The 22,779-nt window shown below is 56.6% G+C and carries 20 protein-coding genes; 10 read left to right on the top strand and 10 right to left on the bottom strand.

Features of this window, described 5'->3' with window-relative positions; translation table 11 throughout:
• Positions 1–602 precede the first annotated feature (602 nt).
• Entirely contained in the window at positions 603–3,647 is a 3,045-nt protein-coding gene (gene rne / locus PS2015_RS09110) for a ribonuclease E (protein WP_082628072.1), read from the top strand.
• Positions 3,648–3,692: 45 nt separating this feature from the next.
• On the opposite strand, the gene PS2015_RS09115 is transcribed toward rne, so the two are convergent.
• The 5 genes from PS2015_RS09115 to nagZ form a co-directional block, all read right to left on the bottom strand.
• Entirely contained in the window at positions 3,693–4,622 is a 930-nt protein-coding gene (locus PS2015_RS09115; RefSeq protein WP_058021908.1) for an electron transfer flavoprotein subunit alpha/FixB family protein, read from the bottom strand.
• A gap of 14 nt (positions 4,623–4,636) precedes the next feature.
• Positions 4,637–5,386, bottom strand: a complete 750-nt coding sequence (locus PS2015_RS09120) for an electron transfer flavoprotein subunit beta/FixA family protein (protein WP_058021909.1) — start codon at positions 5,384–5,386, stop codon at positions 4,637–4,639.
• A gap of 106 nt (positions 5,387–5,492) precedes the next feature.
• On the bottom strand, positions 5,493–6,086 hold the full coding sequence (locus tag PS2015_RS09125; protein ID WP_082628073.1) for a DUF1285 domain-containing protein: 594 nt from the start codon (positions 6,084–6,086) through the stop codon (positions 5,493–5,495).
• A gap of 32 nt (positions 6,087–6,118) precedes the next feature.
• The gene (locus PS2015_RS09130; protein WP_058023243.1) at positions 6,119–6,667 is read right to left on the bottom strand and encodes a hypoxanthine-guanine phosphoribosyltransferase; all 549 of its coding nucleotides are present in this window, start codon (positions 6,665–6,667) and stop codon (positions 6,119–6,121) included.
• Between the two features lie 44 nt (positions 6,668–6,711).
• Entirely contained in the window at positions 6,712–7,728 is a 1,017-nt protein-coding gene (nagZ, locus tag PS2015_RS09135; protein WP_058021910.1) for a beta-N-acetylhexosaminidase, read from the bottom strand.
• 178 nt (positions 7,729–7,906) lie between these two features.
• Between nagZ and lexA the strand changes: the two genes are divergently transcribed.
• Positions 7,907–8,527: a transcriptional repressor LexA gene (lexA, locus tag PS2015_RS09140; protein WP_058021911.1), complete on the top strand. Its 621-nt coding sequence runs from the start codon at positions 7,907–7,909 to the stop codon at positions 8,525–8,527.
• On the opposite strand, the gene PS2015_RS09145 is transcribed toward lexA, so the two are convergent.
• The 3 genes from PS2015_RS09145 to PS2015_RS09155 all read right to left on the bottom strand — a co-directional run bounded on the left by PS2015_RS09145 (position 8,508) and on the right by PS2015_RS09155 (position 12,797).
• A complete protein-coding gene (locus PS2015_RS09145) occupies positions 8,508–8,753 on the bottom strand; it encodes a hypothetical protein (protein ID WP_058021912.1) in 246 nt (81 codons plus the stop codon). The two genes, lexA and PS2015_RS09145, sit on opposite strands and share 20 nt — an antisense overlap.
• 272 nt (positions 8,754–9,025) lie before the next feature.
• Complete coding sequence (gene topA / locus PS2015_RS09150; RefSeq protein WP_058021913.1) at positions 9,026–11,650, bottom strand: type I DNA topoisomerase; 2,625 nt, start codon at positions 11,648–11,650, stop codon at positions 9,026–9,028.
• Between the two features lie 94 nt (positions 11,651–11,744).
• Positions 11,745–12,797 carry a branched-chain amino acid aminotransferase gene (locus PS2015_RS09155; protein ID WP_058021914.1) on the bottom strand — a complete coding sequence of 351 codons (1,053 nt, stop codon included), beginning with the start codon at positions 12,795–12,797 and terminating at the stop codon, positions 11,745–11,747.
• A 138-nt stretch (positions 12,798–12,935) separates the two neighbouring features.
• Here PS2015_RS09155 and PS2015_RS09160 point away from each other — a divergent pair, with 138 nt between their 5' ends.
• Entirely contained in the window at positions 12,936–13,754 is an 819-nt protein-coding gene (locus PS2015_RS09160) for a TatD family hydrolase (RefSeq protein WP_058023245.1), read from the top strand.
• Here the strand turns inward: PS2015_RS09160 and PS2015_RS09165 are convergent.
• Positions 13,720–13,974, bottom strand: a complete 255-nt coding sequence (locus PS2015_RS09165) for a glutaredoxin family protein (RefSeq protein WP_058021915.1) — start codon at positions 13,972–13,974, stop codon at positions 13,720–13,722. The two genes, PS2015_RS09160 and PS2015_RS09165, sit on opposite strands and share 35 nt — an antisense overlap.
• The gene (locus PS2015_RS09170; protein ID WP_058021916.1) at positions 13,971–14,993 is read right to left on the bottom strand and encodes a quinone-dependent dihydroorotate dehydrogenase; all 1,023 of its coding nucleotides are present in this window, start codon (positions 14,991–14,993) and stop codon (positions 13,971–13,973) included. The genes PS2015_RS09165 and PS2015_RS09170 overlap by 4 nt, the downstream gene beginning before the upstream one ends.
• A gap of 201 nt (positions 14,994–15,194) precedes the next feature.
• Between PS2015_RS09170 and PS2015_RS09175 the strand changes: the two genes are divergently transcribed.
• Genes PS2015_RS09175 through PS2015_RS09205 form a run of 7 tightly spaced genes read left to right on the top strand, consistent with a single transcriptional unit; the run spans position 15,195 to position 22,776 of the window.
• A complete protein-coding gene (locus PS2015_RS09175; RefSeq protein ID WP_058021917.1) occupies positions 15,195–16,154 on the top strand; it encodes an AAA family ATPase in 960 nt (319 codons plus the stop codon).
• 28 nt (positions 16,155–16,182) lie between these two features.
• Positions 16,183–17,157 (top strand): DUF58 domain-containing protein, encoded by a 975-nt coding sequence (locus PS2015_RS09180; RefSeq protein WP_058021918.1) that lies wholly within the window; start codon positions 16,183–16,185, stop codon positions 17,155–17,157.
• Entirely contained in the window at positions 17,136–17,684 is a 549-nt protein-coding gene (locus PS2015_RS09185) for a DUF4381 domain-containing protein (protein WP_058021919.1), read from the top strand. Before PS2015_RS09180 ends, PS2015_RS09185 begins: the two co-directional genes overlap by 22 nt.
• Complete coding sequence (locus tag PS2015_RS09190) at positions 17,677–18,693, top strand: vWA domain-containing protein (protein WP_058021920.1); 1,017 nt, start codon at positions 17,677–17,679, stop codon at positions 18,691–18,693. Before PS2015_RS09185 ends, PS2015_RS09190 begins: the two co-directional genes overlap by 8 nt.
• On the top strand, positions 18,690–20,615 hold the full coding sequence (locus tag PS2015_RS09195; RefSeq protein WP_058021921.1) for a VWA domain-containing protein: 1,926 nt from the start codon (positions 18,690–18,692) through the stop codon (positions 20,613–20,615). Before PS2015_RS09190 ends, PS2015_RS09195 begins: the two co-directional genes overlap by 4 nt.
• Before the next feature lie 10 nt (positions 20,616–20,625).
• Positions 20,626–22,407 (top strand): BatD family protein, encoded by a 1,782-nt coding sequence (locus PS2015_RS09200; RefSeq protein ID WP_082628075.1) that lies wholly within the window; start codon positions 20,626–20,628, stop codon positions 22,405–22,407.
• Between the two features lie 3 nt (positions 22,408–22,410).
• Positions 22,411–22,776, top strand: coding sequence for a translation initiation factor (locus tag PS2015_RS09205; protein WP_058021923.1), 366 nt, complete (start codon positions 22,411–22,413; stop codon positions 22,774–22,776).
• The last annotated feature ends 3 nt before the right edge of the window (positions 22,777–22,779 follow it).

Consider the following 22,779-nt stretch of genomic DNA (forward strand, 5'->3'; position numbering starts at 1 on the left):
AAACAAACCGCCCGTGCATGGCTCCGGGGATAAATTAACTGTTTGAATATTCTGGAACATGCTGCTATAGTCGCGGAGCTGCAAAGCAGACAGATTTTAGATAATTCCGCCGCACCTTCGGCGATGAAGATTTTAAGATTGCTAGTTACTGATAGTTACTTTTTTTAACGGTAACCGGATCCGGCAACGCTGCGTGACAACACGACAGCCCGGAGCCCAGAAGATGATTTCCAGCGGAAGCCCGATAGACGGCTTCCTGCAGACCGCACCCGGTGGAGTTTCAGTCCAATAGCTGAGCCCGGGGTCGGCACGCCGGGCAAAGCACGGCACGAACAGACGGATTGCGCGCAGCGCCCTGTCGCCACAAACAAGATGTGAGTGATATGGTTGGCGCACGACGCAATCGGATTAATGGTTATTTTGAGTTAACAGTACACTGAGACACGCTCCAGAACACCTGTAAACCATTGCTCCTCATGGTCTTTTGATCCACGCAAGTTGTGATCATAGCCGCCTGTCCGCGCCATTGAGTGCTCCCGCACTGCGCCTGACATCATTTTCTTCTGGCCTCCCCGGTCTGGTTCAACAGAGATGTGAATCAAATGAAGAGAATGTTAATCAATGCAACTCAGGAAGAAGAGTTGCGTGTTGCCCTGGTCGATGGGCAAAAACTTTACGACCTGGATATCGAAAATCGCACCCGGGTTCAGAAAAAAGCCAGCATATTCAAGGGCCGCATCACCCGGGTTGAACCCAGTCTGGAAGCGGCCTTTGTTGATTTTGGCGCCGAGCGCCACGGTTTTCTGCCGTTAAAGGAGATTGCCCCGGAATATTTCAGCAACAAGGGTGACGGCGGCCGCGTCAACATTAAAGAGGCCGTTGCCGAAGGCACCGAAGTCATCATTCAGGTGGAAAAAGAAGAGCGCGGCAACAAGGGCGCAGCACTGACCACCTTTATCAGCCTGGCTGGACGCTACCTGGTGCTGATGCCCAACAACCCGCGCGCCGGCGGCATTTCGCGCCGCATTGAGGGCGACGAGCGCTCAGAGATCCGCGAAGCCATCAACAGCCTGAACATTCCGGACGGCATGGGCATCATTGTACGCACCGCCGGCGTGGGCAAAAGTCAGGAAGAACTGCAGTGGGATATGGATTATCTGCTGTCACTGTGGCGCTCCATTACCGAAGCCTCGGCTGAGAAAAAAGCCCCCTTCCTGGTTTATCAGGAAAGCAATGTCATTATCCGCTGCATCCGTGACTACCTGCGCCAGGACATCGGCGAGGTACTGTTTGACACCAAAGAATCCTACGAAGAAGCGCTGAACTTTGTGCGCCAGGTCATGCCGCACTACGAATCACGCATCAAGCATTATCAGGATGCGCTGCCGCTGTTTAATCGCTATCAGATCGAGAATCAGATTGAATCGGCCTTCCAGCGCGAAGTGAAACTGCCCTCCGGCGGTTCCATCGTGATTGATCCGACCGAGGCACTGATCTCCATCGACATCAACTCCTCGCGCGCAACCCGCGGTTCAGACATCGAAGAAACCGCACTGAACACCAACCTGGAAGCGGCTGATGAGATTGCCCGTCAACTACGTCTGCGTGATATGGGCGGCCTGGTGGTCATCGACTTTATCGATATGTCGTCTACCCGCAACCAGAAGGAAGTGGAAAACCGCATGCGTGATGCGCTGGAAGCGGATCGCGCGCGTGTGCAGGTGGGCCGTATTTCCCGTTTTGGTCTGCTGGAGATGTCACGTCAGCGTCTGCGTCCCTCTCTGGAAGAGACCAATGCCGTAGTTTGCCCGCGCTGCAGCGGCCAGGGCACGATCCGTGATGTGAAGTCACTGTGTCTGTCCATCCTGCGTATTCTGCAGGAAGAGGCCAACAAGAAGAAAAGCGCCGAGATCCGCGCCATTGTGCCCTTGAATGTCGCCTCTTACCTGCTGAACGAAAAGCGCAATGTGGTGGCTGGCATCGAGCAGCAGAGCAAGACCCGCCTGCTGATCATCCCTAATCCAAACATGGAAACACCGCACTTTGACATTCAGAGCCTGAGCCCACAGGAAGGCGGCGTGTCGCTGGCCAGCTTCGAGATCGAGACTGATCAGGACCAGAGCGAAGAGATTGTGCAGGCGCAGAAGCCTCTGCAAGTGCAGCAGGCCGCAGTGCAGGCACCTACCATTGCCCAGGCACCGGCGCCTCGTCCGGTAGCGGCTGAAAAGCAGCGCCCTGCCGAGAAAAAAGGCTTCCTGGGTTCATTGTTGTCTGTGTTTGGCGGGCTGTTCTCAGGTGCCGCCAACGACGAAGAGTCGGAGACTGACGACAAGCAGAAAGAGCGCAGCAACAATAATCGCAGTCGCAACAACAACCGTCGTGACGGCAGCAATCGCAACCGTAACAGTCGCGGCGGACGAGGTGGTAACCGCGGTGATCGATCAGAGCGCAGTGATAAGCGCGATGGCGATAATGCGCAGGACGACAGTTCGCGCGGCACTCAGCAGCCCCAAAAAGCGGCTGAAGAGCGCAGCGACAAAGAGAACAAGGACGGCGCAGACAAACCTTCGCGCGGTCGACGTCGCGGCGGGCGCAATCGCAACAAGAGCGATGAGGAGAAGGCCGGCAATCGTCAGGGCAGCAAGCCGGATCAGGAAGCGTCCGAGGGCGACGAGCAGGAAAACAGCAATCGCCGTCCGCGCGGTGAGCGCAAACCACGCAACACCACCAAGCGCGTGCGTGGACCGCATCCCGATGGCGAGCAGGCCACTGAGCAGTCAGCAGATGAGCAGCAAACCGCTGAACAGGCCGCAGTGCCTCAGGCAGAGCCGGTCACTGAGCAGGCCCCAGCCGCTGCCGCACCGGCCGAGCAATCCGAGTCCGCTGAAGCAGGCGAAACGTCGCCACAGACCGACGCCAGCACCGCTGAAGACGCCGATTCAACTGAAAAGCCCGTTAAACGTCGCCGCAGCCGTGGTGGTCGTTCACGTCGCGGCAGCAAAAACAAGGATGTGTCAGCCGACAACGCAAGCGCCGATGAGGCCAGCGGCGATGAGACGAGCGCCGATAATGCCGGCGCAGACTCCGCAAGCTCTGACAGCGCAGAGGCTGAAGACACCGTCGCCAGCCAGGCACCCGCTGAGCAAACCTCTGCGGACGAAGCCATGAGCGAAGAAACAGCCGCCGTCGTCAAGAAGGTTGCCAAAGCGGCCAAGGCCGCCAGCGCCAAACAGGCGAAGGCAGCACGTGACAGCAAAGCCAAACCGGAAAGCAGCAGTGACGAACCGGTTGCAACAGAGCAGGCAACGGAGACTTCAGCAGAGACAACTGAGTCCGCTGAGATGCCGGCAGCTGCCGACGCAAATGCGCCAGAAACTGCAGACATAAAGGAAAAAGCGCCTGAATCGCCCCAGGCATCTGCACAGCCAGAGACAGAAAGCAAAGCTGACACTGCAGCGGAAACCAACACTGAAGCAGAGCAACCCGTTCAGACTGAACTTGCCGTAGAGACAGAAACGTCAGAAACCAAAACAGAGCCTGAACCCACACCTGCCCCCGCTCCGGCCAGACCCACCGGCCGCGCTCCGAACGACCCGCGTGAAATACGCCGTCGTCAGCAGCAAGAGAAACAGCAGCAGGAATCTTGAGTGAAGCGCTGGGGACGTAGACCGCCTCCGTCCCCAGCGTAACGATCAGAGCTTCTCTTCCAGCTCCGGCACGGCCTGGAACAGGTCTGCAACCAGCCCATAGTCGGCCACCTGGAAGATAGGCGCCTCTTCGTCTTTGTTGATGGCAACAATGACCTTGGAGTCTTTCATGCCGGCCAGGTGCTGAATGGCACCAGAGATACCGACCGCAATGTACAGCTCCGGCGCAACAATCTTGCCGGTCTGACCTACCTGCATATCGTTGGGAACAAAGCCGGCGTCAACTGCTGCGCGCGACGCACCGATGGCAGCACCCAGCTTGTCAGCGACTTTTTCCAGCATGGCGAAGTTTTCACCATTCTGCATGCCACGACCACCGGAGATGACAACCTTGGCACCGGTCAGCTCCGGACGCTCAGACTTGGTCAACTCTTCGCTGACGAACTCGGCGACATCCTGCGTTTTGACGATGTCACAAGCCTCTATACTGGCGGAACCACCTTCAGCGGCAGCCGCATCGAATGCAGTACCACGCACGGTGATCACTTTCACGCTGTCGGAGGACTGCACGGTTGCCAGGGCATTACCCGCGTAAATTGGACGCACAAAGGTGTCGGCAGATTTAACGGCGGTGATATCAGAGATCTGGGCAACACCCAGTAAAGCCGCTACGCGCGGCATGAAGTTTTTACCACTGGTGGTGGCGGGCGCCAAAATATGGCTGGCATCTTTGCCGGCTTCGGCAACCAGCTCGGCCAGGTTTTCCGGCAGCTGGTTTTTATAAGCTTCGTTGTCAGCGACCAGCACCTTGCTGACGCCATCGATGGCAGCGGCCGCCTGGGCGACTGCATCACAGCCAGAACCAGCGACCAGTACAGTGATGTCTGAACCGATTTCTTTAGCGGCGCTGACCGCATTCAGGGTTGCCGGTTTCAGGGCGGCGTTATCGTGTTCTGCAATTACCAAAATACTCATCTGTACGCGTCCCCTTAAATCACTTTGGCTTCAGTTTTCAATTTGCTGACCAGCTCGTCCACACTCTCCACCTTGATACCGGCGGAACGTGCGGGTGGCGGCTCAACGGACAGAATTTTCAGACCTGAACTGACGTCAACGCCCAGCTCGTCCGGCGTCAGCGTGTCGATTGGTTTCTTCTTGGCCTTCATGATGTTCGGCAGAGAGGCGTAACGCGGTTCGTTAAGACGCAGGTCGGTGGTCACAACCGCTGGCAGTTTCAAGGAAACAGTCTGCTCACCGCCGTCGATTTCGCGGGTAACCAGTGCTTTACCATCAGCCAGTTCCAGTTTGCAGGCAAAAGTACCCTGCGGCATACCGGTCAGTGCCGCCAGCATCTGGCCCACCTGGTTGTTATCAGAATCGATGGACTGCTTGCCCAGCAGCACCAGCTCGGTGCCTTCTTTCTCAATAATTTTCTGCAGCAATCGGGCGACCGCCAGTGGCTGGAGATCTGCCGCCGCTTCAACGTGGATACCGCGATCGGCGCCCAGCGCCAGAGAGGTACGGATCTGCTCCTGACAGGACTTTTCACCGATGGAGACCACAATGACCTCCTCTGCCAGCCCCTTCTCTTTCAGACGGACCGCCTCTTCAACGGCAATTTCGCAGAAGGGATTCACGGCCATCTTGGCATTGGCCATATCGACACCACTGTTGTCTGCCTTCACGCGCACTTTTACGTACGCATCAAGAACGCGTTTGACTGCTACCAGAATCTTCATGGATTCTCCAAAGTTTACGGTTAAGAAAATATTGCGGCTTGAAAAGGTCGACAATGATGCCGCTTTTAGCTGCATACGTCAATAAAAGTGCCGCACAGAATCTACCCTAAAACTGACCCAGCGCAAATTTTTTACCCCTGCTGGAGATACTGAGGAGCTGATTTGACTCATTGTTTTTATTGGACTTTTCTTCATCTTCCAGATCTGCCTGACGGGCCGCCAGTTCAACAAGCTGATAAAAAACCGAACGGCTGATCAGTGCTTTGAGACCGCGCCGCACTTCAATCACCGGATGCGGCTCCCCCTCGTCTGTAACATCAACTTCAAGCGGATGATCCGGCCCGGCATCCACTGTCTCTTCTGTATTCAGGGTAAAACGAAGGACCTGCTGCCCATCGTCCTCGATCACATCCAGTACCTGTGCCACAAACGGACAATCATCCACACGAATACGGACTTTTTCGACGGGCGTCACCAGATAGTAATGACCATCGTCATCGAGTCGCAGAATTGATGAGAACAACTGCACCATGCGCAGCCGGCCAATGGGTGAACCTTCGTGATACCAGCGGCCATCAGCGGCGATACGCATGTCCATTTCGCCGCAGTACGGCGGGTCCCACAGATGGACCGGTGCGGGACCGCGCTGCTTGCCAAGGGTTTTAAGCAGATTGTCGGCGTCGGGTGTAAACTGACTCATGATCTGACCTCACCTGCTGTCTGATTCAACGGTCAGGATCCGGTGTGAGCATCGCTGGCGGCAAAAATGCCCGGTGCGTTGCGCCAGAATCCTTTGTAGTCCATACCATAACCGAAAAGATATTTGTCTTCAGCATAAAGCGCGGTGAAGTCGGCCTGTTTGATATCCGCCGTCTTGCGATCATGCTGTTTGTCGACCAGCACTGCACTGTAGACGTCGGCGGCGCCCTGCTCCAGGCACCAGCGCCGGATAGCGGCCAGGGTTTCACCTTCGTCAAAAATATCATCCAGCAGCAGCACTGCCCGACCCTGCAGCGATGTGGCCGGCGAAACGCGCCAGTGCAGATCACTTCCGGTCAACTGTTCGCGATAACGTGTGGCGTGAATGTAGTCGATGTGCAGGGGGAACGACAACTTAGGCGCCAGGTGTCCTGTCAAGATGATGCCACCATTCATGACACACAGCAGCAGCGGCAGTTTGTCCGCCATCACGGAACTTATTTTCTCTGCCATTGCATCGATAGCAGCATCAATCTGTTTCGGCGAATACAGGCATTCGGCCTGCTTCAGTACATCCAGCATGGTCTGCTTGTCCAAACTATTACTCCCTGAATTCAAATTTAAATTCACAACTGTCCGATTCGCTGGCGGATATCCATTACCCGGTCATCAGTTTGCAATGACACCAGATCCTTGCCCTGATAACGACCACGCATCGACAACAGCTTTTCTGACGGTGACACCTGCCCCTTGTCCAGCGCCTGCAATGCCTGCAGGGCGGCGGCCCGATCATTGCAGACCAGCAGCATATCGCAACCCGCGGTCAGCGCCCGGGCGACACGCTGCGGCATATCGCCTGCCGAGGCGGCCGCGGCCATGACCAGATCATCACTGAAAATCACGCCCTTGAAACCCAGCTGCTCGCGCAGAACCTGCTGCAGCCAGTACGATGAGAAACCGGCACAACTGGCATCAGCAGCCGGATACAGCACATGAGCGGGCATCACCGCATCCAGCAGTGGCAGGCAACGGGCAAAGGGCTGCAGATCCTGCCGCAGAATCTCATCCAGTGGCCGTTCATCAACCGGCAGATCCAGATGCGAATCGGCCTCCACACTGCCATGTCCGGGAAAGTGCTTGCCGGTCGTTGCCATGCCGGCCTCGTGCATGCCTTCCATATAGGCTGACGCCAGTGCAACCAGCGTATCGATATCTGATGCAAAGGCACGATCGCCAATCACGGTACTACGTCCGGTGTGCAAATCCAGCACCGGCGCAAAGCTGAAATCAAACCCGGCCGCTAGCACCTCACTTGCCATCAGCCAGCCTAAATCCCGGCTCAGACGCAATGCCTGCTCTGCGTCACTTTCAAACAGACTCTGCAGACGCAACTGCGGGGGCAATCGGGTAAATCCCTGTCGCAGTCGCTGCACCCGCCCGCCTTCCTGATCAACGGCAATCAGAATTTCGGGACGGCTTTGCCGGATGGCAGCGTTGAGTGCACAGACTTGCGCGGGTGTCTCTATGTTGCGCGCAAACAATATGACACCACCCACCTGAGGGTGCTGGAGCAAATCGTGCTCCTCACGGCTCAGCGTGGTACCCATCAAATCCAGCATCAGCACGCCGGGGAAATCGGACATTGCGCACTCCATTTTGTGCCTGATCAAAACGCGACATTATCACCCATCGGGGCCAACATACCAATGTCACTGGCTATCATCCACTTGCCCCGAATACAGCGCATCGTCATGCGGGGCTTGCCCTGAATCCATAACTGTATATAATCACAGGCTGAATGGATCAACAGGAATCATGACCATGCAGGCACTGACCCCTCGACAGGCGCAGATACTGGCATTTATCCGTGAATACCAGCAGGAAACCGGCTATCCGCCCACGCGCTCGGAGATTGCCCAGCAAATGGGATTCCGCTCCCCTAATGCAGCCGAGGAGCACCTGAAAGCCCTGGCCCGCAAAAAAGCCATAGAAATTGTGCCCGGCGCCTCGCGCGGCATCCGCCTGCCAGATCAGGACGATCAGGATAAGCAGCAGGGCCTGCCGGTTATCGGTCAGGTAGCCGCAGGCAGCCCCATCCTGGCACAGGAATGCATCGATGAATATGTCAGCGTGCCTGCCGCCATGTTCAACCCCAGCGCCGACTACCTGCTGACCGTCAAGGGCACCAGTATGATCAATGTGGGTATATTCGAGGGTGACCTGCTGGCGGTACACAAAACCAATCGCGCGCGTCATGGCGAGATCATTGTTGCGCGGCTGGACGATGAGGTGACCGTAAAGCGCCTGGAGGAAACGCCGGACCGCTACCGCATCCGCCTGCTGCCGGAGAACGACGACTACCAGCCAATAGAGGTGGATCTGCGCCGCGACGCCTTTGCCATCGAGGGCATCTCCGTTGGGGTCATCCGTCGGCACGGTTGACGCGCTTGGCAGTAGCTTCGATAGAGAGCGGATTGGGAGTTACAGTAGCTTCGGCAAAGAACGGACCGGAAATGACAGTGATGGGTGCTGACCGGCCGCCTTCTGCTCTTGCGCACCCGGCGCTGCGGAACTCGCCCTCGCCGCTGCGCGGCTCGGAACTCAGACAGTCCTCGCGCTTTCTCGGGTGCTCCAGATCAGAAGAAGACGCGACCTGAAAGGTCAGCACCCATCACTGTCACTCCCGGCCCTTGTGCTATTCCTCTACTGACGCGCCATCACAAACCCTACTCTGAGAGGCGCCATCCATTACGTTGCTTTGGATAGATGCACCCGGCCCATCGATTTGCGCAACAGCATAGTCGAAGGCAGCAAGTTGTGCGAACCGCTAGAATCTGAACAGTTATTTCGTATGCAGACACTGCAGAGTCGCAGCATGGCACAAGGCACGGGGGTGGGTGCGCGGGCCGAACCAGAACGAAGCCACTGAAATAGCTCAGATCAGCTCTCCACCACCCAGCGGCCGTCGCGGTAAAACGCCTTCCAGCCTGTCGGCTTCTTATCCACCTCAGTCAGCAGATAACTCTCCTGTGCCTTCCGACTAAACCGGATGATAGACGGGTTACCATCATCGTCCGCCAGCGGCGCATCAAACAGGTAGTGATACTTGGGATCGATTTCCGACTTGTGCGGCACCAGCTCGCTGAGCAGGGGCGCACGTGTCTCGCGATTTTTGGGGAATTTGCTGGCTGCCAGGAACAGGCCCGCTGCGCCATCACGCAACACATAATGGTCATCCACTTTTTCGCAGGCAAGTTCCGGCATGGGTACCGGATCCATCTTGGGCGGCGCGGCCTGACCGTTGCGCAGCAACTTGCGGGTATTTTTGCAGTCACTATTGGTGCAGCCAAAGTACTTACCGAACCGGCCGGTCTTTAATTGCATATCTGAGCCGCACTTGTCGCACTCAATAACGGGACCATCGTAACCTTTGATCTTGAAGCTGCCCTTCTCGACCTCGTATCCCGAACAGTCCGGATTGTTGCCACAGACATGCAGTTTGCGGCTGGTATCAATCAGGTAACTGTCCATGGCGGTATTGCACAGTTTACAGCGGTGTCTTTCGCGCAGACGTCGATTTTCCAGCGCTTCGGCTTCTTCTTCATTGTCTGTATTGATTGCTTCTTCGCCGGGCGTCAGATTAATCGTGGTTTTGCAGCGCTCTTTTGGCGGCAGGGCGTAGCCGGAGCAGCCCAGGAAAACGCCGGTTGAAGCCGTGCGAATCTGCATGGGCCGGCCACAATCGGGGCAGGGAATATCGGTATCAGTCGGGTTATTGGCCCGCATGCCATGTTTATCGTCGGAGGATGCCTGACCAAGCTGCCGGGAGAAATCCGCGTAAAACTCATCCAGCAGTCGCTTCCATTCTTTGTCGCCTGCCGCCACTTCGTCCAGTGAACCTTCCATCTTGGCGGTAAAATCGTAATCCATCAAATCCGCGAAACTTTCACTCAGACGTTCAGTGACAATATCACCCATCTTCTGAGCATAGAATCGTCGACTTTCCACTTTCACGTAACCGCGATCCTGGATAGTGGAAATAATTGCAGCATAGGTAGACGGTCTGCCGATGCCACGCTTTTCCAGCTCTTTAACCAGACTGGCTTCTGTGTACCGGGCCGGTGGCTTGGTGAAATTCTGTTTGGGGTCCAGCGCTGTCAGCGCAAGCTTCTCACCCTTGCTGACATCCGGCAGTACCACGTCTTCCTCTTTGGACGGCAGCACTTTCAGGTAACCGTCAAACTGCATGATGCGACCTTTGGTACGCAGTTCAAAGTCACCGGCAGTCACCGTAATCTGTGAGCTGAGATAACGGGCCGGCGGCATCTGACAGGCCAGAAAATGTGCCCAGATCAGCGCGTAAAGCCGTTCAGCATCACGCTCCATACCAGACAACTGAGTGGGCGAGGTATTCACATCAGTCGGGCGAATGGCTTCGTGTGCCTCCTGCGCCCCTTCACGGGAGCTGTATTGCACCGGCTTCTCTGGCAGATACTGTTTACCAAATTTGTCTTCGATGTACTCTCGGCACATCGTTAAGGCATCCGCACTCAGGTGTGTGGAATCAGTACGCATGTAAGTGATGTAACCCGCCTCGTATAGACGCTGAGCCATCATCATGGTTTTTTTAACACCAAAACCCAGACGGGTGCTGGCAGCCTGCTGCAGTGTCGAAGTGATCAGCGGCGGACGCGGTTTTGAACTGGTTGGTTTATCTTCGCGCCCACTCACAATAAATTCAGCGGACTGCAGCGCCTTCTCGGCCTGTTGCGACTGTTCAGCTGATCCGGGGCGGTAGTTCTCACCTGACTGTTTTATGACCTGCAGGCGCAGAGCATCTTTGTGAGTCGTGTGAGTGTCGGCAAACATTTCCCAGTATTCTTCCGGGATAAACTTGCGAATCTCTCGTTCACGCTCGACGATCAGGCGCACGGCCACCGATTGCACGCGCCCTGCCGACAGGCCCCTTGCCACTTTAGCCCAAAGCAGTGGCGAGACCATAAAACCCACCACCCTGTCCAGAAAACGTCTGGCCTGCTGGGCTTCGACGTAACGCATGTCCAGATCACCTGGGTGAGAGAAGGCCTCATTGATGGCTTTTTTGGTGATCTCGTTGAACACAACCCGACGGTATCGCGAATCATCGCCGCCAATAGCCTCTTTAAGGTGCCAGGCAATGGCCTCCCCTTCCCGGTCAAGGTCCGTCGCCAGATAAATGGTGTCTGCACCTTTGGCGAGTTTTTTTAACTCTGCCACCACTTTTTCTTTGCCCGGCAGAATCTCGTAGCGCGCCTTCCAGCCGTGCTCCGGATCCACACCCATGCGGGCGATCAATTGTTCTTTGGCTTTCTTTTCCTTGTGTGCCGCTTTCTGCTCAGGACTCAGTTTGCGCGTTTTGGCAGCCTCTTTGGCACGCTCAGCGGCTGACACGGTGGAACCACCACCGGAGACCGGCAAGTCACGGATATGCCCCACACTGGACTTCACCACAAATTCCTTGCCCAGGTATTTGTTGATGGTTTTTGCCTTGGCGGGTGACTCGACGATAACCAGGGATTTACTCATTAAGCTGTACAGTTCCTGAAAAGTATTGAGAGATGTCCGGGCAGCAACCTCATGTCACTGCCTTTTTTATCATTAAGGATTCGATTGCCGGGGGTCAAGCTTTAACTTCATGTGTCCAGCCAAATTTATCCTCAAGCTCGCCGCGCTGAATGCCAACCAGCAGATTGTAGAGCTTCTGCATCACCGGTCCGGCCTGCTCGCCCTCGCCGTAAAAACTGTGCCACTGACCATCAATGTAAATTTTTCCAACTGGCGAAATCACGGCTGCTGTACCACAGGCTGCCACTTCCTCGAACTGATCGATTTCCTTGCGCAGATCGATGGCGCGCTGCTCAATCTTCATGCCCAGCTCCTGCTCGGCAAGCGTCATGATGGAACGCCGTGTGACGCTGGGTAATACGGCATTGGAGCCGGGTGTCACAAAGCTGCCATCGCGCATCGCAACAACGATATTGGCAGAGCCAGCTTCATCAATATAACGACGCTCCCGGGCATCCAGAAACAGCGCCTCGTTGGCACCAAGCTCCTGGGCAAGACGGGTTGCCAGCAGACCGCCTGCATAGTTCGCGCCTATTTTATAGTTACCGGTACCCGCTGGTGCGGCACGATCCAGATCGGAAACAGCCAGTGAAATCACCGCCAGACCGGCGCTTTTGTAATAAGGCCCCACCGGCGACACGAACACCCGGAACTCAAATTCTTTAGCAGTCTTAAGTCCCAGATTCTCCCCAACGCCAATCAGCATGGGGCGGATGTACAGAGCCGCTCCAGAGCCATGCGGCGGAATCCAGGCATAATTGGCACGCACGGCTTCTTCGACACCGCGGATGAACAAGGCTTCCGGCACCTGGGGCATCAGCAGTCGTTCAGCCGCCTGCCGCATGCGCTCAGCATTCAGTTCAGGCCTGAACAGTAATACCCGCCCATCAGGAGCCGTCTGCGCTTTCAGTCCTTCAAAGCACTGCTGTGCGTAATGCAGAGCGGGTGCTCCTTCGTGCACACTGATCATGTTATCGGTGATCAGTTCGCCGTCGGACCACTGGCCGTTGCGGTGCAGGGCGCGAAAACGAAACTCGGTAGGCCGGTACTGAAATCCCAGTTCCGCCCAGTTCAAATCTTTTTTGGGTGTTGTGAATTGCTGTGTCATCTGCTGCTGTCCAGTTGTGTCCCGTACGTGTTATTGCCTGATGTCAGTTCTGGCCTGTGAGCTGTCAAAAGCGCGTCATTATCCTTGATAGATGCTGAATCCGCCAGCAGGCTGCTGCTATAATCGCGCGCCATGACTATGCCACTGATCGATATCGGCGCCAATCTGGGCCATGAATCCTTTGCTCACGACCTGACTGAAGTCCTGCTGCGGGCGCGCAACGCCGGCCTGGTTCACCAGTTGGTGACCGGCACCACCCTTTCAGCTTCACAGAAAGCACTATCGCTTTGCAAGTCCCATGCAGATCTGTCAGCCACTGCCGGCGTTCATCCGCATGAAGCGCAGCACGCCGATGCTGACGTCCTGCGGGGTATTCGCGAACTGCTCGACGAACCTTTGGTACGTGCTGTCGGTGAAACCGGACTGGACTTTAACCGGGATTATTCGCCCAGGCCCGTTCAGGAAAAGGTGTTTGAAGCGCATCTGGCCATGGCCGCAGAGACAGCAAAACCGGTGTTTCTGCACCAGCGCGATGCCCACAACCGCTTTCAGCCTATCCTTAAAGAGTTCCGCGACCAGCTCAGCGGCGGTGTTGTGCACTGCTTCACCGATGAGAAACAGGCCATGTATGACTACCTGGATCTGGACATGCACATCGGGATTACTGGCTGGATCTGTGATGAACGGCGCGGCAGCCATCTGCACGAGTTTGTGAAGGATATTCCGGCCGACCGGCTGCTGCTGGAAACCGATGCACCCTATCTGCTGCCGCGCAGCCTGCGACCGCGCCCGAAAACTCGCCGCAATGAACCGGGCTGGTTGCCGGAGGTTTTACGGGTGGTGGCTGAACACTGCCAGCGACCGGCGGCGGATATTGCGCACCAGACCACGGCCAACGCCATACACCTGTTTAAACTGCCACTCAGTCTGCCGGCAGATGACTCTGCAGATAGTTGATCAGGGCGTGCTCATCGAAGGGCCAGCCAATATCAGCCTCGGCTCCGTCCACTTTGATGACCGGAATACGCAGTCCGTAGACATCAACCAATGCCGGGTCATCGGCGATGTCAATCGTACGCCAGCGCAGCCCGTTAACACGTGCCAACGGCTCCAGGACAGAACGGGCCTGATCGCAAAGGTGGCAACCAGCGGTGGTGTATAAAATGATATCGCTCACGCCGTTTCCAGCCCTTCAACTATTTCGCGCACCAGCGCCGGTCCGCGATAGATAAAGCCGGTGTATATCTGCAGCAGACTGGCGCCGGCATCCAGCTTCTGCTGCGCATCGGCCAGTGAGCTGATGCCACCCACTCCAATAATCGGAATACGACTCTGCAGCGTTTCATGCAGACCGGCAATGATCTGCGTTGAGCGCTCACGCAGCGGCGCACCGCTCAAACCGCCCGCCTCCTGGTGGCGAGGATTCTGCTCAACGCCTTCTCTCGACAGCGTCGTATTGGTGGCGATGACTCCGTCGATGTTAAAGTCCAGCAAAGTGCCGGCAATAAGCTGCAGCTCCTCTGCAGTCAGATCAGGCGCAATTTTGATCACCAGCGGCACATGCCGGCCATCGGTCTGCTGCAGGGTCTGCTGTTCGCGCTTCAGCACCTCCAGCAGGCGCCGCAGGTCCTCACCGTATTGCAGAGTCCGCAGCCCGGGTGTGTTGGGCGAAGACAGGTTGACCACCACATAGCTGGCCAGCGGCCAGGCTTTGCGCAGGCCAATCAGGTAATCATCGGCGGCCTTTTCAACCGGCGTGTCAAAGTTTTTACCAATATTGATGCCCAGCACGCCGCGATAGCGGCTGCTGCGGATACGCTGCAGGGCATGATCGATACCTTTATTGTTGAAACCCATGCGATTGATGATGGCCTGCTGGGGGACCAGCCGAAACAGCCGGGGCGAGGGGTTGCCAGGCTGTGGCCGGGGTGTGACTGTGCCAATTTCAATAAAACCGAAACCCAGCGCCGCCAGCCCTTCGATATGATCAGCATTTTTATCCAGCCCTGCTGCCAATCCAAGTGCATTGGGAAACTCCAGACCCATGACCCTAAGCGCCTGCCCGCGCCCGCTGCGCGCACCGCCCAGCAGACCACCCAGACCCAGGCTGGCGGCCACATCCAGGCTGCCCAACGCCACACGGTGGGAGGTTTCTTCGGGCAGAGTAAACAGCGCGCTGCGCATCAGTGAGTACATCAGGTTTGATCTCCGGCAGACAATTGGCAGTAAAGACCTGTCATTATAAAGCAAGCGCGCGCAGACATCTGCCGGGAACTGATAGACGATCTGCCACACTCTGAGACAAAGTCTGTGTTCGCGCTGCTAGACATAAAAACTGAATTGGTTACAATCGCTGACTTCCGCCAAGCTACAGAAGCACGAAAAACAGGAAAAATTATGAGTCACCACAATACAATAACAGTACTGAAAACCTGGTTAACGCAGCAGATTATCGGACAGGAGAAACTGGTGGATCGCCTGCTGATTGCCCTGCTTGCCGACGGTCACCTGCTGGTGGAAGGTGCGCCGGGACTGGCAAAAACCAAGGCTATCAAGGATCTGTCCCGTGCTGTTGAAGGTGACTTTCACCGTATTCAGTTCACTCCTGACCTGTTGCCCAGTGATATCACCGGTACGGAAATTTTCCGCCCGGAGGACGGATCTTTCCGCTTCCAGCCCGGCCCGATTTTCCACAACCTGGTGCTGGCAGACGAAATTAACCGTGCGCCGGCCAAAGTGCAGTCAGCCCTGCTGGAGGCCATGGCCGAGCATCAGGTGTCTGTAGGCCGCGAATCTTTCCAGCTGCCGCCGCTGTTCCTGGTCATGGCAACACAAAACCCGATCGAGCAGGAAGGTACCTATCCGCTGCCCGAAGCGCAGCTGGACCGTTTCCTGATGCACGTATCGATCGGCTATCCATCCACAGAAGCTGAGCGTGACATTCTGCACCTGGTGCGCGAAGAGGCCCGTCATGTGGCGCCAGAAGCACCTCAGGTAATGAGTCAGGACGACCTGTTTGCAGCACGTCAGGAAATTCTGGCCATGCACATGGCACCGGCCGTTGAGGAATACATTATTCAACTGATCATGGCGACCCGTAACCCGGCCACCTATGGCGAAGATCTGGCCGGCTGGATCGATTTTGGTGCCAGTCCGCGTGGCACGATCTCACTGGATCGTTGCGCCCGCGCTCACGCCTGGATTCAGGGCAAGGACTTTGTCAGCCCGGATGACGTGCAGGCCGTCATGTTTGATGTGCTGCGTCACCGCGTGTTGCTCAGTTTTGAAGCGGAAGCCAGCGGTATCACCCCGGATAAGGTACTGAGCACCATATTGGAGCGGGTCCCGTCAGCCTGAGCCCTGCCAGCCTGAACCGGGAGTTCGCATGAGCAAGACAGTCAGCATTTTACCTCACCAGGAGCTGTATCGGGCGCACGGTGCCATTGTTTCGCTGCAGGATCTGTTGCTGCAGCGTTATGCCGCCCGCACCATCGAATACGCCACCCAAAAGCGCTCGGTGGCTGGCATTTCGGGCCTGCACCTGTCCAAGATGCGCGGACGGGGCATTGATTTCGAAGAATTCCGTCCCTATCAGGCCGGTGATGATATCCGCACCATCGACTGGCGAGTCACCGCCCGCATCGGCAAACCTTTTACCAAAGTGTTCCGCGAAGAGCGTGAGCGCCCTGTTCTGGTCGCAATCGATCAGTCTGCCAGCATGTTTTTTGGCAGCAAAACAGCGTTTAAATCGGTAGTTGCCGCTCAGGCAGCGGCGATCTTTGCCTGGCTGGCCATTGATAACGGCGACCGGGTTGGTGGGCTGGTGTACGGCGACAATGAGTTTGCGCTGGTGCGCCCGAAACGCAGCCGGCGCTCGGCGCTTCATCTGCTGAACCAGATTCATCAGTACAACACCCAATTGGCAGTTAACGCCACACAGTCGCAGGCCGCACCGAGCCCTGAGTCTGGGGATCTGGCAACCGCACTGGGTCGCATCCGGCGCATTACCAAACCTGGCAGCACTCTTTACATCATCAGTGATTTTTCTACCCTGAATGAGGCCGGCTTCCAGTACCTGTCGCAGATATCACGTCATAATAATGTTGTGTGCTGCTTTGTTTACGATCCGCTGGAAGAGAATCTGCCGCTGCCGGGTTACTACAGTATTACCGACGGTCGCGAAAAAGGCACACTGAACACCTACAACAAGCAGGTACGGGACAGCTACAGCAACGTCTTTCATCAGCGCCTTGATGCACTGCAGGGCGAACTGAACAAATTACAGATACCCCTGCTCACCCTGAGAACCGACGAACCTGTCGTAGAACGGATACACCAATGGACATCGCAGACGCTCTGAGCCAACTGGCCGACATTCATGCACCGCAGGCAGTGGGCTGGTGGCCGCTGGCACCGGGCTGGTGGCTGCTGATTGCCATGCTGATTGCCGGGCTGCTCTGGGGCCTGTGGAAACTGATGGCGCGCTTGCGCCTGCAGCGCCGTGCCAACCAGGCGGTCGCTGAGCTGGACAAGTGTCTGAATAAACTGCGCGCCGGTGATGAACAGGATATGCAGCAGCGGCTGGTCTACGTTAATGAGGTCAACAGCGTGCTGCGCCGCGTGGCGCTGGCTCATTTCAGCCAGTCCGAGGTGGCCGGTCTGACCGGCCAGCAGTGGATTGCCTTCCTGCGCCGCTATGACCAGCAGCAGCTGCTGCGCGATGACCTGGCGCAGGCCCTGGCACAGGGTCGTTTTGCACCGCGCTGTGACATTGATACCCAGGCCCTGCACAGCATGGCCGGCACTTGGATTAAAGGCCTGTATATGGCTAGAATCGACAACAATAAAACGAATTCACCGAGCACAGCGACCGAACATCATGCTTGAATTTTCCTGGCCCTGGGTTTTTCTGGCCCTGCCCCTGCCGCTTATCATTTATTGGCTGGTGCCGCGGGCACCGCGTCAGGATGCGGCGCTGCGCGTACCTTTTTATCGTCAGCTGGTGCAACTGCACACTGACAGCTCACATCAGTACAACAAGAACCTGTTTCTGCTGATTGCCTGCGCGTTGATCTGGCTGATGGTGGTAATCGCCTCATCTCGCCCGCAATGGATAGGCGATCCTGTTCAGATACCTACTACCGGCCGCGACATGATGCTGACTCTGGACATGTCGGGCAGTATGGAAGCGCGTGATATGTTTCTCAACAACACCCAGTTGTCGCGCTTTCAGGTCATGAAGGCGGTGATCAGTGATTTTGTGGAAAAGCGCACCGGCGACCGTCTGGGTCTGACCCTGTTTGCGGCACATGCCTATATGCTCACGCCGATGACTTATGATCTGGCCACTGTTCAGCAAATGGTGGATGAGCTGGAAATCGGCATGATTGATGAGTCAGCCACGGCCATTGGCGATGCCATCGGTCTGAGTATCCGCCACCTGCGTCAGCAACCGGAAAATAACCGCATCCTGATTCTGCTGACCGATGGCATCAATAACGCCGGTGAGCTCACGCCTCTGCAGGCGGCCCAGTTGGCTCGTACCGAAGGCATAAAAATGCATATTGTGGGCGTGGCATCCGATCAGTTTGCCCAGCGTTCCATGTTCGGCACACGTGCCAGCGGGGCGCTGGTCTCTGAAATAGACGATGAAACCATGGCCGAGGCGGCTGAAATGACCGGTGGGCTGTACTTTCGCGCGCGGACCCTGGAAGATATGATCAGTATCTATGATGAACTGGATCAGATGGAGCCCATCGAGCAGGATGAGCAGACCTATCGACCGGAAACCCAGCTATTCCACTGGCCGCTGGGCATCGCCCTGTTGCTCAGCTTCCTGCTGGCACTCAGTGCCATGCCCGCAGCCACTCGGGCACGGGCGGGGGACTCGGTATGAATGAGACCATAACGCTGGCACAGGCCGTCGAAAACTTTCATTTTCTGCGCCCGCTATGGCTACTGGCGCTGCTGCCGGCGGTATTTTTCTTTCGCCGCCTGTGGGTCCTCGACGCGCAGGGATCTGCCTGGCACAAAGTGATCGAAAAAAGCCTGCTGCCCTATCTGCTGAACGCCACCAAAAACCGCTCGCAGCGTTTACCTCTGTATCTGCTGATGCTGGCCTGGACCCTGAGCATTGTGGCACTGGCCGGCCCAACCTGGTCCAAGCAGACACAACCGGTCCAGCAGCGTCAGGACGCCCTGGTCATTGTGCTGGATCTGAGCCTGGGCATGTTTGCCACCGACTTTGAACCTAATCGCATCACCATCGCCCGACGCAAGATTCTGGACATCCTGGATACCCGGCGCGAGGGCCAGACCGGCCTGGTGGTCTACGCCGGTGAGGCGCATATGGTCACTCCGTTAACCGATGACAGCATCAGCATCCGCGCCATGGTGCCGGCCCTGAACCCCAACATCATGCCAGTGATCGGCAACAATCCGGCTGACGGAATCCAGATGGCCAATCGGCTGCTGGAAGAAGCCGGCACCAGCAATGGCCGCATTCTGTTGATCACCTCGGATATTCCGTCCGATCAGGTGTTTCGCATCGGTGATGCCATGAGTACCGTCAACTTTCCGCTGCATGTCATCGGGGTTGGTACAACGCAGGGCGCCTCGATCCCGGCAGCTGGCGGCGAAGTGCTGCGTGACAGTGATGGCCAGGTGGTCATCAGCGCCATGAATCGCAGTGTACTGCAACAGGTCGCCGGTAATCATGATGGTCGTTACAGCGATGTAACGGTTGATAGCAGCGATCTCGAGTCAGTGCTGGCTGAAAGCCTGCGCCGCGGTGATAACGACACCTTCCTGGAGTCCGAAGAAGAAGTTGAGCTGTGGCGCGACGCCGGTCCGTGGCTGCTGCTACTGCTGCTGCCGCTGTGTGCCCTGTGCTTCCGGCGCGGTTGGGTGTTGCAGCTGGCCCTGTCGGCAGGCCTGGCCATGATGGTCATGACACCGGAACCAGTCATGGCGCAACCGGCTGATGAGACTGATCCCTTAACTCAGGCGCAGGCCCCGCAAGGCGACAATTCACAGAGCCCCGGGCAGATGCAGACCCTGTCAATCGGCACTCCGCAAGAGATGCAATCGGAGTTTCCACCCGCCAACCCGCCCCGCTTCGACTGGCGCGCCCTGTTCCTGAACCGCGACCAGCGCGCCGCACGCGCTCTTGCCAACCGCGACCCGAACACGGCGGCAGTCCTGTTTGATGATCAGGCCTGGCGTGGCACTGCACACTATCGGGCCGGCAATTTCGAAGCTGCCATTCAGGAATTCAGTCAGGGCGAGGATCTCGACTCCTACTACAACCTCGGTAACGCCCTGGCCTACGCTGAACGTTTTGCCGAAGCCATCGCCGCCTACGACCGCGTGCTGGCCGAACAGCCCATGCACGAAGACGCCCAGCACAACAAGCAGATTGTTGAACAGCTACTGGAGCAGCAACAGCAAGAACAGGAAGAGCAGGAACAGCAGGAGCAGGAACAGCAGGAAGAGTCTCAGGCCGAAGCCGAACAGCAGGAAAACGAAGAAGAAGTTGAACCAACGCTGGAAGAAGACGAGCAACAGCAGCAGGATCAGGAACCTCAGGAGCCTCAGGAACAGGAAACGCCCGAGCAGGAAGCTGAAGATGCTGAAACTGACGATTCGCAGAAAAACCAGCGCAGCGAAAACACCGAATTTGAAGAAGATCAGGAATCTCTGGAGCAGTTCCTGCGCCGCATCGAAGACGATCCGGGTGAGCTGCTGCGCCGCAAATTCCAGTTTGAATCACGTCGCCGCATGATTGAGCGACGCGCAGCCAGCCAAGGCATACGATGAGCGGAGAGTTATGAGACAGCAACTGACATGTGTTTTAGGGCTGGTCATGGCCCTGCTGGTCGGACTGGCGCAGGCTCAGCAGCCTCCAAGAGTTGACACCAGCATTGATCGCACCGAAATTACCCGGGGCGAAACGGTTACAGTCACTGTGCGTGTACATGGCCAGCAGGGCGGCGTTCGCATAGAGCTGGAACCTTTACGCGAAAATTTTGAGATTGTCTCAACCCGCTCCGCCAGTCATTTGCGCTCGGTAAACAACCGCATCGAATCCTGGACTGACTATGACCTGGTGCTGTTCCCCAGAGAGCTGGGTGAACAGCAGGTTCCCGCTCTGGAGGTTGCAGGCACTACAACACAAAGTTATACCATCACCGTCAACGAGCCGAGCGGCGCTGGCCTGGGTGGCGGCCAGGAAATATATCTTGAAACTGTGATCAGCGATGAATCTGTCTATGTGCAGGAACAACTGCTGTTCACTATCCGTCTGTATTACACCATTGCCGGGATTCGCAATCCCAACTTCACTGAAGTGGAACCCGACAATGCGCTGGTACAGTTGCTCGGACAGCCACACCAGTATGAGCAGCTAATTGACGGAATCCGCTATGGTGTATACGAGAAAAACTACGTGATTTTTCCGCAGCGCAGTGGTGAGCTGGTCATCCCTGATATTGTGTTTCGTGGTGAGCTGACAGATGGTTCCAGTAACTTCGTGTTTCGCAATCCCAATATGCGACCGGTTACAGCCTTCGCCACTGGCTATCGCGTCGATGTTAATGAGCGCCCGACCGAGTTCCCGTCTGAGGACAATACCTGGCTTCCGGCCAAGAACATTCAGATCAGTGAGACCTGGAGCCGGGATATCACCACTCTGGAGCCAGGTGATGCAGTCAAGCGCACGATCACCATTGTGGCTGACGGGCTGGACGGCCCTGCCCTGCCACCGCTGGCAACCGGAGAAGAAATAGCACGAATGAATGTCTACCCGGAAGCGCCAGTGATTGAGCGTCGGGTCATCGATGGCAATGTCGTCGGTTCAAGAACCGAGACATATGAACTGGTTGCCACGGGCGAAGGTTCGGTAGTCATTCCGGAAATCAATCTACCCTGGTGGGACACCGAAGCTGATGAGCTGAGAAATGCACAAATTCCGGCTTCGCTGATCAGGGTCAACCCGGTTGGTGGTGCTGTTGCTGCACAGTCAGAGGCTGACGGTGACGAAGCAGCAGAGAACAATGGTCTTGCGGCATTTGTTGAGCAGGACGAATTGCTGAGCAGCGCCAGAACGCCGGTGTGGATTATCAATCTGATGAGTTTGGTGATTGTACTGGTGCTGGCTGGCATGTGGTGGCTGTGGCGACGACGTCTGGCCGCCATGACAGCGGCCGCTGCAGCGGCTGCACCCACTTACCAACGCAGCGAAGCCTATGCCCGAGAAATCGAGGACAGCCATGAGCAGCAATCCTTTGCAGACCTGAGCAAAAGCATCAGCCAGGCTGACCCGCAGCAAATTCGGCTGCACCTGATCGCCTGGGGTCGTCAGTATTTTCACGATGCCGGCCTTTATAATCTGGATGACCTGGCACGACACCTTGACAACGCAACCATCAGACAAAGTTTCACCCATCTGCAGGCGGCCATGTACAGCGCTGAAGATGCCCGGAATTTTGATCAATCCCAACGCCAGCAGTTACAGTCACTGATCAGCGACTATCGCGACGGCCAGGCCAAATCCCGGCGTTTAGAGAAGCAGCAGGCGCCTTACGTTCTGCCTCCGCTGTATCGCAACTAAACCATGAATATGCGCGATCAGCTGTCACGCCTGGTTTACAGCACGGACAAAGGCAGTCTGTGCCCGGACTGCGGTCAGGCTAAAACAAACTGTCAATGCAGGACGAATGCCAGCGAACGGATTCTGGGTGATGGCCGCGTCAGGATAAGACGCGAAACCAAAGGTCGAAAAGGCAAAGGTGTCACACTGGTAGAAGGCCTTGCCATGACGGCACCCCAATTGGCACAACTGGCAAAAGCGCTCAAGACACATTGCGGATGTGGTGGTTCTGTGAAAGACGCGACTATCGAAATTCAGGGTGACCAGCGCCAGACAATCCTGGCCTTCCTGGACGCACGAGGCATCCAGGCAAAAATAGCCGGCGCCTGAGTA

This window comes from Pseudohongiella spirulinae, from assembly GCF_001444425.1.
GTDB lineage: Bacteria > Pseudomonadota > Gammaproteobacteria > Pseudomonadales > Pseudohongiellaceae > Pseudohongiella > Pseudohongiella spirulinae.